Consider the following 18699-nt stretch of genomic DNA (forward strand, 5'->3'; position numbering starts at 1 on the left):
GCTTATTTCAGCCTTTTGACTGATAGTCTAACAACAGTCTGATTGCTAGACTGTTTTTGGAAATCTTTTAGCTTTATTACAAATTCTGACCTTTGATCGGAAGGAGTATTGCTTGCTGAAATGTTATCGATACATTGTTAGTAGTTTCAGATTTCATGCAGGAAAATATAGTTGCCAGTGTGTAAGAAATATTAGAGCTGATTGATGTGGCCGGTTTTCTGAATGGCAAAAATATTCATTTTTAAGCGTTATTCGCCACCAGGGATCAGACGCTGATGGGATTACCAGGCATTGTTTTAATAATAAGTGCATGGTGATCAGACAGGGATTTATCAACTCCGGCGCGGTGTCGGTATCAGCTCATGAAGTACCGGATGTATGGACATCGGGAATTGAAAAGGGATGCCAGGATGTTTGCCAAAACAGAGGATAATTCAGGTCGAACCCCGTTCCCTGAACATGCGGCAGCTGAGCCAGATCCAATCACCCAAAGCCTGCTGAATCAATCGCTGCGACAACAGTTAATGCAGCTGAATAGCGCTGAGATACCGCTGTCTGAGCGGTTGCAGCAATTACGGCAAAGCTTCGCCAGCCTGACACGTCATCTGATAACAGGGACTCAGGTTGCCTACAAAGAGTTACTGCAGTTGCATGAGCAGGCTTATGAACAGGCCATGATGTCCCTGCAGCAAGCCAGGCTGGCTGAAGAAGTCCTGACCAACCAATTTGTTCATGCTCATGGCCTGGTGTTATCGCCGCTGAATTGTAGTCGGACCATAAAAGACGTCAGTCGAATTGGCGCATTTGGGCTGGGTCTGCACCAGCTGATTGGCCAACAGCTGGAAAATCAATCATCTATTCATATTTTATATCCCGCCTGTGGACCGTTTGCGCCTTTATTACTGCCATTATTATCCAGCTATCAAGCCGAGGGGCTGTATTCGGCGGAACAGATTCAGGTCACTCTGATTGATATTCACAGTGGCGCCACACAAGCGTTGAAACAGCTGGTAGATGACCTTGGCCTGCAGGATTTTGTGCGATCCGTAGTGACGGCCGACGCCTGTTTTTATGAGCCATCGGCAGCTGTTGATATTTTGTTGCTGGAGGCCTCTCATCACGGTTTCTCAAGAGAAGCCCATTTCAGTATTGCCAAACAACTACTACCTTCGCTGAAACCGGAGGGTGCCATGGTGCCTTCCCGTATCACGGTGAAAGCGGCGTTGGTAAAAGGTCAGCAGGAGTTCGTTGAACAGTGGCGGGAATCGAATGTCGATCAACCGCTACAGCTCAGTGCAGATGCTTTGGCTGATCGGATTGAATTGGGTGACATCTGGCGGTTGGATCGGCATTCCATTCTTGATACCCAGGTGCTGACCCTGGCTGACGGCCAGCAGGTCGCCGGTTGTAATACGCTGGCGATCCCGGCCGATCGCGATGATCTGGCTCAGCGCGTACTGGTGATTTACTCTGAATTCGATACTTTTGGTGATGGTCGGCTGGACCAGTATCTATCCGGCATTACTCATCCCCGGCCGGACTTGTCGGTCTGCATCGACTTTGTTCCCCGCAGCTCCCGGCCAGACGACCTGCTGCTGAAAGCGGGCGACTCCATCGCTTTCTTTTACCGGCTCACCGGATTGACCGGATTTATGCCATTAAAGGCTGGCGGCTGAAATGAGTCTGTCAGCACAGGGAGTGGTGGTGTTTTCCGGCAGTTGTCTGTCGTTACCTCTGATTGTCAGTTTGCAGCAGGCTGGTCGGCTGGCCGGGGTGGTCTATACCATCAGCTCACAGCCGCAGCAGCAAATGGACAGTCAGCAATTATTGGCGAACCTGCAGCAATTGGGTGTGCCTGCGCTGCAATATAACCCGACGAATCAGGATCACTTGCTTGCCGAGCTGGATCGCTGGCGGGCTGAGATTGGTGTGGTTTTCAGTTTTGGGCATCTGCTGCCAGCTTCGTTGATCGATTTCTTTGGTGGTTTGCTGATGAATCTGCACGCATCGGAGCTGCCCGATTTCCGCGGCAGTATGCCGGTTTATTGGCAAATGCGGGCAGGCTACGAACGTATTGTGCTGACCCTGCATCAGGTTGCTGAAGCCGCCGACAGCGGCGCTATTGGCTTGCAGCATTTTATCGATTTGCATCCTTTCGACACCTTCCAGAGTGCCCATATCCGGCTGATGAACCAGGCTCCGGCACTGGTTGCTGAAGCACTGGCGTTGCTGCAGCAAGGCAATTTGCAGTGGCAGCCGCAGCGGGAGCTTGCTGATACCGACAGCCAGGCTCCGGCAGTCAAACCTGAAGATTTGCAGCTTCATTGGGATCGCTATTCCGACCGGCAAGTCGTCGCTATGGCGCGGGCTGGCAACCCCAACTTCGGGGTCAATATTTCTACTTTTATCGGGCCGTTGCAGCTGATGCAGGCCTCTGTTTCAACCCAACCCTGCTATGGCGCCCGGCCGGGCACTGTATTAATGATCGACAAATTCAGGGGATGGGTTATCGCAACCAGAGATGGCAGTGTTTCTCTGGATGTTGTTATTCACCAAAGCGGCTACTTCTCTGGCTATCAGTTTGCGATAGCAAATGGCTTTGAAGCCGGCATGGTGCTCAATTCAATGTAATCGTGAACAACAAAAAAGCAGGAGAGGGTTATGGAAGAATATATTGGTCAGATTTCGTTGGTGGGGTTTAGTTTTGCTCCGCGTGGAAGTGCGATTTGCGCCGGGCAGTTACTGGCTATTTCCCAGAATAGCGCGCTGTTTTCCCTGATTGGAACCACCTATGGCGGTGATGGCCGCACCACTTTTGCGTTACCGGATTTACAAGGTCGTGCTCCGTTAGGTTTCGGCCAGGGCGCAGGCCTGTCGCTCATTCGCATGGGGCAAAAATCCGGTAGCCAAAGCGCCTGGTTGAATATGACCAATCTGCCGGTGCATACGCACTCTGCAACGGCGACTTTTACGCCAACCGAGGTTTCCCCCGTTACCGCAGAAGGCAGCTTCAAGGTATGTACGGACACGGCTACGAAAACAACCCCTTCCGAAGGTGATTACATCGCTAGCGCACAGGCGGGTTTGACTGCGGTTGTTGGCTATATTGATGCTGCCAGTATCACCAACTCCAATACCGTGGCGCTTGGAGGTCTGAACGTATCAGCGTCTGGTGGAGAAACTTCTGGCGCTGTTACCGTGCAAAACCATACTACCGGTGGTAGTTCCTCCGTCAATATCGCTAACCCTTATCTCGGAATGAATTACGTCATCTGGGAATACGGCATCTATCCATCTCGTGGTTAATAACTGACGACACGATTTACATTTTCAGTATTAAGGAGGCGATATGGATACCGCATTACTGGGGGAACTGGGCCAGCTGGGCTTTAACTTTGCCCCCAAAGGCTGGGCTTTGTGCAACGGCGCTTTGTTGCCTATTAGTGAAAACCAGGCCTTGTATGCCCTGCTTGGAACCACTTATGGCGGTGATGGCAGAACAACCTTTGGGCTACCAAACCTGCAGAGTCGAATGCCGATTGGTATCGGTGAAGGCGCTGGCATGAGTGAGATTGAGTGGGGGGAGTCGGCGGGTGCAGAATCAGTCACTCTCACTGTAGATCAGATGCCGACTCACACTCATACAGCATCCGCTACATTTACGCCGGTGTCGTCATCGGATGTGACGATCACAGGCGCTCTAAGGGCTTGTACAGACAACGCCACACTGTCCAGCCCGACCGAAGGAGACTATATCGCAACAGCGATGTCGCAGTCGGCGCAAATTCCCCAATATGCAGCGGCATCAGCTGTGAATTCTGGCAACACCGTCAGCCTCGGTGGTCTCAACGTCACGGCCTTTGTGAACGAAGATGCAGCCACGGGAACGGTTTCGGTAACCAACTTTAATAGCGGTGCCAGCCAGCCGTTCTCAATACGTAATCCCTACCTGGGGATGAATTTCGTGATAGCGACGGTTGGTATTGTGCCATCACGCAACTAGTAAGTAGCAAAAGTGCAGCCGTTGTTTTGGCAACGGCTGATTTTTATTAAACAAATAGATTTATAACGCTTTATACCGCGGTTTCGACAGGGATCCTTTATGTCAGCATCATTGAGTGCCTTATGGCGAGAGATTGGTAGTCGTCAGAAAACTGTCGAAACAGCGCGAGTGCCGTTGGGAAAACGGCTTGCCAGACTCGACTTGCTGTCACTGATGTTGGCAGGCTGTGTGGGTTTTAGCCCCCTGGCACAGGCTGCGGACGTCACTATCGTCAGTGACAACGGCGATTTGACGGATAACTATGAGGGTTTTGGTGGCGGTGTATTCGGCCAATCCTTCACTGCTACCAAGACTGGCGTACTGAGCAGCATTGAACTGGTAGCAGGAAATTCGGTATCGCCTGCTGGCGTATCCGGTGAATGTACCGTGACGGTGTACGATAGTGCCAACCTGACCGGCACGGTGTTAGCGTCTGATAACATTGGCGTGCCTTCCAACAGCGATGCCAATAGCTATACGGACTACAGCTTTTCAAGTTATCCCCTGACGACCCAGGTTAATATTACCGCGGGCAATACCTACTCATTCAAGATCACGCCAGCAACCTGTATTTCCGTCTGGTACACCTATGGCTCGACACCTTCGGATATCTATTCGGGTGGTCAGCTGTATTACAACGGCGGCTCGCAACCCACCCTGGATTTGTATTTCAAAGTCGTACAGGGAGACGCTCCTTCCTCAGCCACGGCATCCGCCTATATGTACGCTAACGGTGCGGTTTCTGAGCCTGTTGGTCTGGCGACAACGATTGATACTCAGGGTGAGTCCACACGATTGATGGATTTCATGCTCTATGACGATGGGACAGATGGCGAGACTCTGAAGCCTACTGACATTGTCATGCACGTTTCCGGTACCAGTACCGATGCAGAACGTAGCCAGGTCACCTGGCGCCTTTCTGGTTATGGACTGACGACCAATACTGGCACCTATGATGCCAGCACAGACACAGTGACCTTCAGCGATCTTGGCCTGACGATGAGTAACGGGTCGGGAACGGTGTTCTATATCTGGGGCCATTACAACGACACCAGTAATCTGACAGAAGATCACACCTATATTCTCAGTATTGACGGTGATACCGACATTACGGTGGGCTCGGGCACCACGTTCGCCTCGACCTCTCCGATAACCAACGGCACCGGCACCACCATTGATGTGACAGCCACACAGCTGGCCTTCACCACTCAACCAGCAGGTTCTACTTCAGGTTCAGCACTGACGACGCAACCCGTTGTGACGGCGCAGGATGCCTTTGGCAATACCGACGTTGATTTCACGGAAGCGGTCACTTTGACAGAAGCCAGCGCAGGCAGCCTTTCCGGTATAACATCGCTGAACGCGATCAGTGGTGTATCGACCTTTACCGATGTGGTTTATACCGCTACGGCTGACCAGCAAGCCTTTACCCTGACCGCCGATGATGAAGATGGCACCGGCTCAGACCTGAGTACTGTCGACGCCAATTCTGTCACCTCCGACGTCGTTGCCACCCAGCTCGCCTTCACGACCCAACCGGCACCGACAACCGTCGCCAGTGGTGTCGCCACAGCATTTAGCACAGTTCCTGTGGTACAGGCATTGGATGCCAATAACACACTGGATACCGGTTACAGTACGGACATTGTGCTGGCAGAAGTGAATGGTGCCGGTTCGGCAACCATAACAGGCACCGGCGATGGCGATGGCACCAATACGACCGTGACCCTGACCCCCAGCTCGGGCGTGGCGACCTTTAGCGGACTGGTGCTGACCTATACAGCCTCCGGCTCTGGCAGTGAGACTTTCAACCTGCAAGCCAGTTCGGGTGCCCTGAGTGCAGCCACCAGTAGCCAACTGACCGCCACCAATGTTCCAGCCGTTACCGATGCCAACATCAGTATCTCCGGGGCCAGTGGCAGCGGCGGCGCCTTTAAAGTCGGCGATACCGTGACTGCCGTGTGGGATAACACTGCCAGCGGTGATAACAATTCAGGCATCACCGCTGTTACGGTTGATTTCAGCCAGTTTGGTGGTGGCGCTGCCGTCAGTGCCAGCAACAGCTCGGAAACCTGGACGGCGACCTACACCATCACCAGTGGTGCGATCGACAGCAGCAATCGCAATGTCTCGGTCACCGCCACTAACAGCACCGGCTCAACCACCACCGCAGATACCAGCAACGCCACCGTTGATAACATCGCTCCAACCGTGACGGATGCCAACCTGAGTATTTCGGGGGCCTCTGGAACCAGTGGTGCATACAAAATCGGCGATACTGTTACCGCCAGCTGGGACAACACCGCCAGCGGCGATAACAACAGTGATACCATCAGCTCTGCGACCGTGGACTTTTCTGCCTTTGGTGGCGGTAGTGCGGTCTCTGCCAGCAATAGCGCCGGTAGCTGGACGGCGACCTACACCATCACAGCAGGTGCTATCGACGGTACCAACCTGAATGTCTCGCTGACTGCCACGGATAACGCGGGCAATACCAAAACAACGCCTGATACCACCAGCGCTACAGCGGATAACATCGCCCCCACGTTGACCGATGGTGCCTTGAGCATCTCGGGTGCCAGTGGCAACAGCGGCGTCTTTATCACGGGCGATACCATCACTGCCAGCTGGAATAACACCGGCACTGGTGACAACAACAGCGACAACATTGCCAGCCTGACAGTTGATTTCTCAGCCTTTGGTGGTGGTAGCGCAGTTGCTGCCAGCAACAGTTCCGGTAGCTGGACAGCAACCTATACGCTGACCGCCGGTTCGGCCAACGGTGATAACCTGAATATTGCCGCTACCGCGACGGATAACGCCGGTAACACCACCACCACGGCAGATACCAGTAACGCCAGTGCAGATACCAGCACACCATCCGGCCATAGCGTCAGCTTCGATGACAGTGCCATCAATGCTTCTGAAAGCAGCACTGTCAGCTTTACCTTTGCCAGCGCTGAAGCGACGGCGAGCTACAGCTACACCATTTCGTCTGACGGTGGCGGCACCAATGTCACCGGCTCCGGCACACTGGTGACCGCAACGGACCAAATCTCCAGTTTGGATGTATCTGGCCTTGGCGATGGCACGCTGACTCTGTCCGTGGTTCTGACTGACACCGCAGGCAACGCCGCAACCGCGGTGACGGATACCGCAACGCTGGACACTACAGCACCGACAGGTCATAGCGTCAGCTTCAATGACAGCTCGATCAATGATTCCGAAGCCAGCTCTGTCGACTTTACCTTTGCAGGTGGCGAAGTGGGCGCGTCCTACAGCTACACCATCTCGTCTGACGGCGGCGGCACCAATGTCACCGGCTCCGGCACACTGAGCACCGCCACTGATCAAATCAGCAGCCTGGATTTGTCCGGCCTGGGTGATGGCACACTGACATTGTCTGTGGTGCTCACTGACACCGCAGGCAATGCTGCGACGGCTGTGACGAATACGGCAACGCTGGACACCACTGCACCGACAGGTCATAGCGTCAGCTTCGATGACAGTTCAATCAATGATTCCGAAGCCAGCTCTGTTGACTTTACCTTTGCAGGTGGCGAAGTGGGCGCTTCCTACAGCTACACCATTTCGTCTGACGGCGGCGGCACTAATGTGACGGGTTCGGGCACGCTGAGCACCGCCACGGATCAAATCAGCAGCCTGGATTTGTCTGGCCTGGGTGATGGCACACTGACTTTGTCTGTCGTTCTGACTGACACCGCAGGCAACGCCGCGACTGCAGTCACAGATACCGCAACGCTGGACACCACAGCGCCGTCCGGCCACAGCGTCAGCTTTGATGACAGCCCAATCAATGCTTCTGAAAGCAGCACCGTTGGCTTTACTTTTACCGGAGGCGAAGTGGGCGCTTCCTACAGCTACACCATCTCGTCTGACGGCGGCGGCACTAATGTGACGGGTTCCGGCACGCTGAGCACCGCCACTGATCAAATCAGCAGCCTGGATTTGTCCGGCTTGGGTGATGGCACTCTGACATTGTCTGTAGTGCTCACTGACACCGCAGGCAACGCCGCAACCGCCGTGACGGATACCGCAACGCTGGATACCACTGCACCGACGGGTCATAGCGTCAGCTTCGATGACAGTTCAATCAATGATTCCGAAGCCAGCTCTGTCAGCTTTACCTTTGCGGGTGGCGAAGTGGGGGCCTCCTACAGCTACAGCATCAGCTCCAGCGGTGGTGGCACCAATGTTACCGGCTCTGGCACGCTGGCAACGGCGACCGATCAGATTAGCAGTTTGGATCTGTCTGGCTTGAGCGATGGCACGCTGACTCTCTCTGTCACTGTGACGGACACTGCAGGCAACGCCGCAACTGCCGTGACGGATACGGCAACGCTGGACAGTACAGGACCTGTGCTGGCTGAGGTGACGGCAGTAACCACACCAGGTAACGACAACACGCCGTCCTACACCTTCAGTACCTCTGAAGTGGGTACTCTGGCGATCACCGGTAGCTGTGGTACCTCAAGTTCCACAACGCTCTCTGCCGCGGGGAATCACACCATCACCCTGACAGCGTCGGATAACAGCAGTGCGCTTGCGGATGGTTCTTACACCACTTGTGCATTGACCGTGACCGACAGTGCGGGCAACAGCAGCTCTGCGCTGGCCATGACAGCCTTTACCATTGATACCGCCGCACCATCGGTGGTGATCAGCTCGACCGTCAGCGATCCGGCCAACGCCGCTTTCACAGCGACCTTCACCTTCAGCGAGGCCGTTACCGGCTTTACGGTGGCGGATATCTCAGCGGTTAATGCCAGCCTGAGTAACTTCTCTGCGACCAGCACCAGTGTGTATACAGCGACAATTTCGCCGCTGTCCGATGGCTCGGTGACGCTGGATGTGAATGCAGCTGTGGCAACCGACAGTGCCGGTAACGGCAATACGGCTGCCAGCCAATTCAGCATCACTTATGACGCTACCGCACCAACCGTTGTGATTACTTCAGCTGCCAGCGGCACCACCAATGCGGCGTTCACCGCGACCGTAACCTTCAGTGAAGACGTCACTGGCTTTACGGTTACCGATATCAGCGCCAGCAACGCCAGCCTGAGTAACTTTGCTGCTACCAGTAGCAGTGTTTATACCGTGACTGTTAGCCCAACCGCAGATGGTACGGTGACTCTGGATGTGAATGCCGGCGTGGCCACGGATGGCACAGGTAACAGCAACACGGCTGCCAGCCAGTTCAGCATCACCTATGACGCGACTGCCCCAACGGTCGCCATCAGCAGTTCCGAAACTGATCCGACTGCCAGCTCGCCATTTGCGGTGACCATCACCTTCAGTGAAGCCGTCAGCGGTTTTGCGGCGACAGACATCAGTGTTACCAACGGTACTGCCAGCAATCTGGCCAGCAGCGACAACATCACCTTCACGGCTGATATCACCCCGGCCGCCGATGGTGCAGTGACCGTTAATATTGCGGCCGGTGTTGCAACGGATACTGGCGGCACGGCCAACACAGCAGCAACCGCGTTCAGCCTGACCTACGATGGTACTGCGCCAACGGTTAGCAGCTCAGTACCCGCAGACGATGCCAGCTCGGTGCAATATGACAGCCTGATCGCGCTGACTTTCTCCGAAACTGTGGTAGTCGGCTCTGGCCAGCTGTCCATTTATGATGCCGACGGCGATACCCTGGTGGAGTCACTGGCAGTGGGTTCTGCTCAGGTATCTCTGGCGGGCATGGTACTGACAGTCACGCCAAGCGCTGACTTTACGCCGACTCACAGTTATTACTTGCTCGCAGATGCTGGTGTCGTTACTGACAGCCTGGGTAATGCCTGGGCTGGCATTAGCGACAGCAGCGGCCTGAACTTCACCGTGGCTAATAACGCACCGGTCGGCACTGCTGACAGCGCTACCACGGATGAAGACAACGCGGTTGCCATCGACGTACTGGCTAACGACTCGGATTCAGACTCAGCGCTGAACGCCGCCAGCGTTACCGTGACCAATGCGCCATCTCATGGCTCAACCAGTGTGAACACCGCCAATGGTGTGATCACCTATACGCCAGCGACGGATTACAACGGCACTGATACCTTCACCTACGCGGTAGACGATATCTACACGGGTAATACCGGTGATGTTACGGTCTCTGTGACGATTAATTCAGTGAACGATGCTCCGGTGGCTGTTTCCGATACGGTTGAGACCGATGAAGACACAGACGTTACCGTTGATGTTGCCGACAACGACACGGACGTGGATAGCGGTGACAGTGTCGATACCGCGACTCTGACGATTGTTAGTCAGCCAGCGCACGGTACTGCCTCGGTGGTGAGTGGGGAAATCCTCTATAACCCGGACGCCGACTTCAACGGCTCCGACAGCCTGACCTACCAGATTGATGACCAGAACGGCGCGACCTCCAACGTCGCCACCCTGATCATTAACATCAGTGGGGTTAACGATGCACCGGTCGCAGCTAACGACAGTTCAACTACCGACGAAGACACTGACGTAGTGATCGACGTATTGGCAAACGACAGTGATGTCGACGGCACCCTGGATGTTAGCCAGGTTACGATCATTGCCGATCCGACTCACGGCACTGTGGCTGTGGATAACTCTACGGGCGAAATCACCTACAGCCCAACCGCCGACTACAACGGCAGTGACAGCTTCACTTACGTGGTGAAAGACAACGAAGACGCCACGTCCAACATCGCCACCGTCAGCCTGACCATCACCTCCGTGAACGACGCGCCGGTGGCTAACGATGACACGGTAACCTTGCTGGAAGATACCACTCACAACATCAACGCGCTGGGTAATGACACTGACGTCGATGGCACAATCAATGGCGTTGCAATCGTAACTGGTCCAACTGATGGCACTGTGACCGTCAACGCGGACAGCAGTATCAGCTACACGCCAACAGCAGACTTCAACGGCAGCGACAGCTTTAGCTACCGGGTTATGGATGATCTGGGTGAGTGGTCCAACACGGCAACCGTCACCCTGACCATTACAGCGGTCAACGATGCACCGCTGGCCAACGACGACAGCGTCGCCACCGATGAAGACACCGAATTGCTGATCGACGTCGCTGCCAACGACAGTGATATCGACGGCAGCCTGGATCTGACCAGCGTGACGCTGATCACTGATGTGACCAACGGCAGCCTGATCGACAACGGCGACGGTACCTTGAGCTATACGCCAGCAGAGAATTATTACGGCAGCGACAGCTTCAGCTATCAGATTTCTGATAACGAAGCCGGTACTTCCGACACTGCCAGCGTGACCATCACCATCAACGCGGTTAACGACGCGCCAGTAATCTCGGGCACGCCAGCCAGCAGCGTACTGGAAGGCGCGACCTTCAGCTTTACGCCGACCGTTACTGACGTCGACAGCAGCAGCTTCACCTTCAGCCTCAGTGGCCAGCCGGACTGGATGAGCATCGACAGCAGCACAGGTGCGGTGACCGCAAACCCGGCCGTCGGCGATGAAGGGGACTACAGCAACATTGTCATCACCGTTGACGACGGTGCGACGGTGAATAACAGCAGCTCTCTGGCAGCCTTCACACTGACCGTGATTGGTGACTTCGATACCGACGGTATTCCAGACAGCGAAGACCCGGATATTGACAACGATGGCATGTCGAACGACTACGAAGAGCAATATGGCTTCGATCCGTACGACGACAGTGATGCGTTGGAAGACGCCGACGGCGACACCATCAGCAATGCTGACGAAGAAGCGGACGGCACCGATCCAACCGATGCCGATGACTACTTCGACGAAACCGCGCCGGTGCTGACGGCTCCGGCCGACCTGACCATCGACGCCACTGGTCTGTTCACCGAAGTGACCACCAGCATGCTGCTACAAGGTGCTACCGATACCAGTTTGGCGGTGGATAACGTGGATGGCAGTGACTGTTGTGTCGCCAGCCATGACATGCTGGGCACGGGTACCGGTTATCTGGCTCCGGGTAAATACACCGTAACCTGGCGTGCCAGCGACAATAAGGGTAACGAAGGAACCGCTGAGCAGACTCTGAGGATCCGTCCGCTGGTGTCTTTCAGCAGCAATATCGTTGGTGTTGAAGGTTCAACAGCAGTCATTCGACTCGAGCTGAACGGTCAGGCGCCGGATTACCCGTTCGAAGTGCCTTACATGATCGACAGCAGCAGTACGGCCAGCAGCGATGACTATGACCTGGTGGACGGCAGTGTTGTCTTCAACGAGGGTGAGATGGAAGTCAGTCTGAGCGTACCTCTGGTTGCTGACAACATCACCGAAGGTGATGAAACCCTGGTTATTAGCCTCAATGACGCCACCACCAACGCGGATGATCTGGCAGGCGGTTATGCGCCAGCCAACCCGGATTATTACGACATCAATTCCGGGGTGGCAGAAGACACCAGCATCACGGTGATGATCATCGAAGGTAATGTGGCACCCTCCATTGATCTGAACCTCACCCAGTCCGGCGTCAGCACCAGCCTGATTGCCCGTGATGAAGGGATGGCGACGATTACCGCAACGGTGATCGATCCGAACAGTGGTGATAGCCACAGCTATCGCTGGAGCGGCACAGACACTGCGCTGGTTGACACCGACGGCAGCAGCACAGACAGCACTTTGGTATTTGATCCTGCTGGCCTCTCTGATGGTCTCTATCACGTGCAGCTGCGCGTGATGGACAGCGCGCTGGCCGCCACTACCCAGGATCTGTACTTCAGTGTGGTTGCGACGCTGCCAGAGCTGCTCGCCAGTAACGACAGTGATGGCGACGGAACGGATGACGCAACCGAAGGCACTGGCGACAGTGACCATGACGGTATTCCTGATTACCTCGACAACATTAATCGCATGAATGTATTACCAGAACTGGCTGATCAAACCGATGGCTATCTGGTGGAATGTGATCCGGGTGTTCGTTGTCGTCTGGGCCGTTTTGCACTGCTCGGCAGTGGTGGCGGCACTCGTTTGTATGACAGTGAAATGGATAGTCTGGATGAGTTGATCAGTGATCCAAGTTATCAGTCTGAGGGTGGTGTATTCGACTTTGAGATTCATGAACTGGCAACTGCAGGGCAGGTTGTGCAGGTTGTGTTCCCGCAAGTCAGTGCGATTCCAGCCAATGCTGCCTACCGCAAATACATGAACGGACATTGGAGTAACTTTGTGGTTGATGACAACAACAAACTGCACTCGGCAGCAGGTACACCGGGCTATTGTCCGCCTCCGGGTGGCGACAGCTGGGAAGAAGGTCTGACCGAAGGCTACCACTGTGTACAGGTCACCATTGAAGATGGTGGTCCGAACGATGCGGATGGAATGGCTAACCGCTCAATTGAAGATCCGGGTTCCGTCTCCATTCTGGATGCCGATAAACAGGAACTGAATGGTGTTGATAACTCTGCCCAAAGCAGCGGTGGCGCGATGGGCTGGCTGTCGCTGATTGGCCTGCTGGGTCTTGCAGGAGCGGCGCGTAAAGCGCGCCGTTCCCCTCGATCTCCGGGAGTGCATCTGGGAGCACAGGCGGCCTGCCTGCATACAGAGCGAGCAAGCCGCTCGCCTGAAAAATGCCTGCACAACCTGGCTCTGGTCTGTGGCGGCGCGTTAGCTACTGCGGCGATGTCTGTGACCTCACTCCAAACCCAGGCCTCGGACTTCTCTGACAACCGCTACGTATTCATAGGCATCGGCCAGGCGCACAGCAGCCTCAGCAAAGGTGAATTACAGACCCGTCTGCAAGACAGCGGTCAGGACGTCGAAATCACCAACTACGACACCAGCCGTGGAGTACTCAATCTCGGTATTGGTTATGAATATATGCCGGGCTTTGCTGCTGAATTCAGTTATCTCGATATGGGTGATGCCGACACCAGCCTCGACGGCACGGTTAATCCGGCGGAGCTGAAGCAACAACTGCGTCGTTATCATCCGGTCGGTGGCGACGGCTTTATGCTCAATCAGGTGTTTCTGAATCCGATTCCGCTGGCACCACTGACGGACAACCTCCGACTGGCAGCAACCATTGGCGTGTATTATTGGCATGGCCAGGTTGAAAGCAGTCGCAGTGAGCTGAATGCCAGCTTTGAAGGAGGCTTTGCACCCTTGCTGGGTCTGGGTCTGAACTTCCAGCTGAGTGATCGTTACAGACTGGATGGCGGCCTCAAACGGCTGATGTTTGATGGCCAGCAACTGGATATCTGGTCGCTGCGTTTTGGCGCAGGATTCTGAGTTCTGATGCACTGTAGGCCAGCTGGCCCCTCCACGTCATTCCGGGCTTGCCCCGGAATCCATGCGGCGTTGTAGGGGCAAGGCATGCCTTGCCAGAAACCGGCCCTGCCACGTCATTCCGGGCTCCATACAGCGCGGGCCATGCAACCCACGCGAATAAAACCTAACGACCGTTACCGACCTTGAACACCAGCCGACGAATAACCTGAAACAACTCAGCGCTGTCCATCGGTTTGGTGATCACATCATCCATTCCCGCATCCAGACAAATCCGTCGATCCGACTCCATCGCATTGGCCGTCAGCGCAATGATCGGAATTTGCTGCCAGCGCAGCGACAGCTGCCGAATTTCCCGGGTGGCCTGCAAACCATCCATTGCTGGCATATGCCAGTCCATCAGCACCAGATCAAAGCACTGCTGCTGACACAGCTGTAACGCTACCTGGCCATTAATCGCTGGAGTCACCCGCATACCTTCGCGCTCAAGCAGCCGGGTAGAGACCTTCTGATTGATGTAGTTATCCTCAACCAACAGCACTTTCAGGCCCTTCAGGCTGCGCTGATCCGGGCGTACTTCCGGTGAGCGAACCAGGAATGATGGCTGTTGCTCTGGTACTTCACAGCGCACCTGGAAACGAAAACAGGAACCTTTGCCAAATTCACTTTCGACATGGATATGGCCGCCCATGTTTTCGACCAGATCCTTACTGATCGCCAGACCCAGCCCGGTGCCTTGATACGGCCGGGTGGTAGAATCATCGAGCTGGCTGAAAGCCTGGAATAAACGGGCCTGATCGGCTCGCCTAATGCCAATACCGCTATCGGCTACCTCACCAAGCAAGGTTTGTACGGAACCTTCACGAGGGCCCGCCTGCAAGCTCAGTCGTACCGTTCCGACATCTGTAAACTTGACCGCATTGCTGGCCAGATTCAGCAACACCTGCTTGATCCTGCCGGGATCTCCACGCAACAAGGGTGGCAAGGTTTTATCCAGCTCGCAGCGCAGATCCAGCCCCTTGTCGCGGGCCTGGATCTGCAGTATTTGCTGCACGTCAGCAAACAGGTTCTGCACTGAAAACTGCTTTGATTCCATTCGTAAAACACCGGAATCAAGCCGGGCATAGTCCAGCACATCACTGGTCAGACGCGTCATTGCTTCCGTTGCCGAACCAATCAGCCGGCACAGCTCATTACGTTCCTCTGCGGAGGGATTATCGATCAGCAATTCAGCAGCAGAACGGATACCGTTTAACGGTGTACGGAGTTCATGACTCATATTGGCCAGAAACGCGGTTTTAACCCGGTTGGCCTTGTCGGCCTCCATCGCCGCTTGCTGGGCCTGACGTTGCGCCCGCTTCAGCTCGGTGACATTGCGAGAAATCCCGAAAATATACGCCACCTTGCCATCCGCGCCGCCAATAGGAGACAGCATGGTGCTCCAGTAACGGGTAATCCCCGGGCAGGAAAAGGTATCTTCCTCTTCATACTGAATGGGTTTGTTCAGCTTCACGCAGCGGTCGTAATTGGGTACCACAAAATCGCGAAATTCCGGCGTCAGAATACTGCGCAGCGGCTTGCCGTTCATATCCGGGATGGACTGCTCAACCGTATCCGCCAGCGACTGATTGGTACCCATCACATAATAGTCATCCGGCTGCACCCGCAGGATAAACATATTGTCTGGCGAATTGTGCCAAAGCCCCCAAAACAGGCGGCTTTGCAGATCTGTTTGTGAATCCGACATATCCCTGTCCTGTGTCTGTTGAGACGAATGAAATGAAGCTCCATCGTAGAGGCAAGGCACACCTTGCCAACAAACTTCCCATGTTCCTGTCATCTGGCCCTGATCAGGACTGCAGGTTCAACGGAACAAACCACCAGACAGGAATGACAGCCCCTGGAAGCTATAAATGTGTCATATATAGGCTGTTGATTAAATGGAAAATTCAACACGACAGAAACCGGACGCCGCGCATAATTTCGCGTAAGGTCTCGTTGATAAATGCTTCATCGCCCAACCCTCACGCAGGAGACCACCATGCAAACCATCACCGTTGCCGAATTCATCGAAGAATACTGCCCCATGACCAACCCCTTCGACGAACAGGCCGGATTTCATGGCTTCCTGCTCGGCATGGACGGTTCAGAACACCATCGCGTGATGACCTTTATGCAAGAAACCCCGGAACAGGTCTGGACCCTGGTCGCCAACAACGACGGCAGCAGCGTGCTGCAAAGCGGCTTCACCACCGTTAAAGCAGTCGGTTACGTCGTCACCAGGACTGAGGCGGTAGGTGTGGTTGAGGTGGTTGATGAGGATTGAGGGTTAGCGTAAATCAATTTGTGGATTACCATTTCAGTATTGTTTTGAGCTGTGAGTAATATGGCAAAGTCAAACGGATGGACCCGTCAACAACTCCTAATCGCATACGATCTGTATTGTCGAATCCCCTTCGGACGCTTTCATACCAGTAACCCAGAAATTAATTTCTTCGCTGCGAAAATTGGCAGAACGCCGTCTGCTCTGGCGATGAAACTTTCAAATATCGCCAGCGTTGACCCAACCTTTATAGCATCGGGACGTAGTGGACTCGCGAGTTCATCAGCGGCAGATAAAGCCATGTGGGTTGAAATGACCAACGACTGGGATACGTTTGCTGATGAAATACAGAAAGCCCATGGATTTTTTGAAACTGGCGTAAAGCAGGACGAAGAAGAGGGTGATCCTAATCCCAACGATCAGGACTATTCCGGGGAAGACGTTATTACCAAAGCTAAAAGACGAGTTGGGCAAAGAGCTTTTCGTAATGCGGTGATAAGTGCTTATGGTGGCCAATGTTGTATCAGTGGCGTTGCTATTCCTCAGCTACTTGTCGCTAGCCATATTGTGCCTTGGAGTGCCGAAACTAATCAGCGTAAAAACCCCCGCAACGGACTGTGTTTATCAGTCTTGCACGACAAAGCATTTGATCGTGGTCTGATCTGTTTAGATGACGATTTAACGGTGCAAATATCTTCTCAACTACAGCATTCGGATAACGATTTCCTCAAAACAGCGCTGCTTGCTTATGAAGGAAAAACGATTCAGAAGCCGGGCAAATTCTGGCCTGATAGTGAGTTTTTGGCTTATCACCGCGAGCATATTTTTGTTGGTTGAACAGGTTTAGCTAATGTAGGAATCTGTAACCCGATACCTGGTACTCCGCCCACCACCCGGCAACTTCTCTATACACCCCTTGCTGAGCAAGTCGGCAAGGTGTCGGGTGGCGGTGGCTTTGCTCACCTTGGCCACTTTCTGGTATTGGCTGGAGCTGATTCCATCCTCGAATCCCTTTTCCCCTCCGTCCAATAGCCGGTTGAGTACCTTGATTTGCTCGGGGCTCAGCCCGGCGTCGTGGAATTTCATCCAGAAGCGGCGTTTGTTCAGGGTCCGGTCGATGCTTTCCAGTGCCTGATCAAGGGTTTGTTCCAGTGTGTCGAAGAACCACAGCAGCCATGGAGTGATATCCATGTCACCGCGCTGGGTGCTTTCAAGTATGTCGTAGTAGCTTTGGCGGCGTTCAAGGATGGCGGCTGACATGGCGTACAGGCGAATACTTTGGTGGTCCGCTTGTGCCAGTGCCATATCGGTGAGGGCGCGGGTGATGCGGCCATTACCATCATCGAACGGGTGCAGGGTTACAAACCATAAGTGGGTGATGGCTGCTCGCAGCAATGGGTCAAGTAGCGGGTCAGTCAGGCTTTGCTGGAACCAATGCAGAAAGCTGTCCAGCTGCTGCTCCAGAATGTCACGTGGTGGGGCTTCGTAATGCACGGTCGGCTTGTCGAGTCGTCCGGAAACCACTTGCATCGGTTCCGAGCCTCGCAGTTGGCCAACGAGGATCGGCCGGGATAACAACAGCGCTTCGGTTTGCGGGAACAGCCAGTGGTGCCATGTGCACAGTCGTTTTACGGTCACGGTTTCGTGACTGTTTTCAATGGCGTCGAGCATGAGTTGGGCGATGCCTTCGGAACGATCCGATACCGGGTACGGCTGGTTGCTATCCATGCCCAGTTTGTTGGCCAGTGATGAACGTACCGAACGGGCGTCCAGTATTTCATTTTCGATGGCTGAAGACGCCAGAATGTTGCCCAGCAGGGTATCCAGCGTTCGTTCTTGCTGGTCTGCCAGATTGGACTGGCTATGGCCGATCAGAATGCCCAGATGTTGTCTGAGCTGGCGCAAGCGGGGTTCGATCAGGCTTTTATCCCAGTCGAAATTCGGCCAGTCAGGTTGTTGCCAGATCCAGGTCTCAGACATCGGCTTGCTCGTTTTTTGTTCAGTGAGCCGATTATTGCTTCTATTCGGCTCATAATTCAAGCCGAATAAGCTGGTTATTCGGCTCACGCCACCACAGATCATACTGATCTACCCA

9 protein-coding genes are annotated in these 18699 nt (G+C 54.3%); 7 read left to right on the plus strand and 2 right to left on the minus strand.

Annotated features, from left to right (window positions below; genetic code table 11):
• Positions 1-410: 410 nt before the first annotated feature.
• The 5 genes from K6123_RS01345 (at position 411) to K6123_RS01365 (ending at position 14284) form a co-directional block, all read left to right on the plus strand.
• A complete protein-coding gene (locus tag K6123_RS01345; protein WP_221793382.1) occupies positions 411-1676 on the plus strand; it encodes an SAM-dependent methyltransferase in 1266 nt (421 codons plus the stop codon).
• Position 1677: 1 nt separating this feature from the next.
• The gene (locus tag K6123_RS01350) at positions 1678-2631 is read left to right on the plus strand and encodes a methionyl-tRNA formyltransferase (protein ID WP_221793384.1); all 954 of its coding nucleotides are present in this window, start codon (positions 1678-1680) and stop codon (positions 2629-2631) included.
• Between the two features lie 30 nt (positions 2632-2661).
• Positions 2662-3306, plus strand: a complete 645-nt coding sequence (locus K6123_RS01355; protein WP_221793386.1) for a phage tail protein — start codon at positions 2662-2664, stop codon at positions 3304-3306.
• A gap of 43 nt (positions 3307-3349) precedes the next feature.
• Complete coding sequence (locus K6123_RS01360; protein WP_221793388.1) at positions 3350-4003, plus strand: phage tail protein; 654 nt, start codon at positions 3350-3352, stop codon at positions 4001-4003.
• A gap of 99 nt (positions 4004-4102) precedes the next feature.
• Complete coding sequence (locus K6123_RS01365; RefSeq protein ID WP_221793391.1) at positions 4103-14284, plus strand: tandem-95 repeat protein; 10182 nt, start codon at positions 4103-4105, stop codon at positions 14282-14284.
• A gap of 163 nt (positions 14285-14447) precedes the next feature.
• Here the strand turns inward: K6123_RS01365 and K6123_RS01370 are convergent, their stop codons facing one another.
• Positions 14448-16028, minus strand: a complete 1581-nt coding sequence (locus tag K6123_RS01370) for a response regulator (RefSeq protein ID WP_221793393.1) — start codon at positions 16026-16028, stop codon at positions 14448-14450.
• Between the two features lie 294 nt (positions 16029-16322).
• Here K6123_RS01370 and K6123_RS01375 point away from each other — a divergent pair, with 294 nt between their 5' ends.
• The gene (locus K6123_RS01375) at positions 16323-16607 is read left to right on the plus strand and encodes a hypothetical protein (RefSeq protein WP_221793395.1); all 285 of its coding nucleotides are present in this window, start codon (positions 16323-16325) and stop codon (positions 16605-16607) included.
• Positions 16608-16667: 60 nt separating this feature from the next.
• Positions 16668-17441: an HNH endonuclease gene (locus tag K6123_RS01380; protein WP_221793397.1), complete on the plus strand. Its 774-nt coding sequence runs from the start codon at positions 16668-16670 to the stop codon at positions 17439-17441.
• A 6-nt stretch (positions 17442-17447) separates the two neighbouring features.
• On the opposite strand, the gene K6123_RS01385 is transcribed toward K6123_RS01380, so the two are convergent.
• Positions 17448-18584 carry a Fic family protein gene (locus K6123_RS01385; RefSeq protein ID WP_221793399.1) on the minus strand — a complete coding sequence of 379 codons (1137 nt, stop codon included), beginning with the start codon at positions 18582-18584 and terminating at the stop codon, positions 17448-17450.
• Between the last annotated feature and the right edge of the window lie 115 nt (positions 18585-18699).

Origin of the sequence: Oceanobacter mangrovi, from assembly GCF_019740315.1 — a bacterium.
GTDB classification, from domain to species: domain Bacteria; phylum Pseudomonadota; class Gammaproteobacteria; order Pseudomonadales; family Oceanobacteraceae; genus Oceanobacter; species Oceanobacter mangrovi.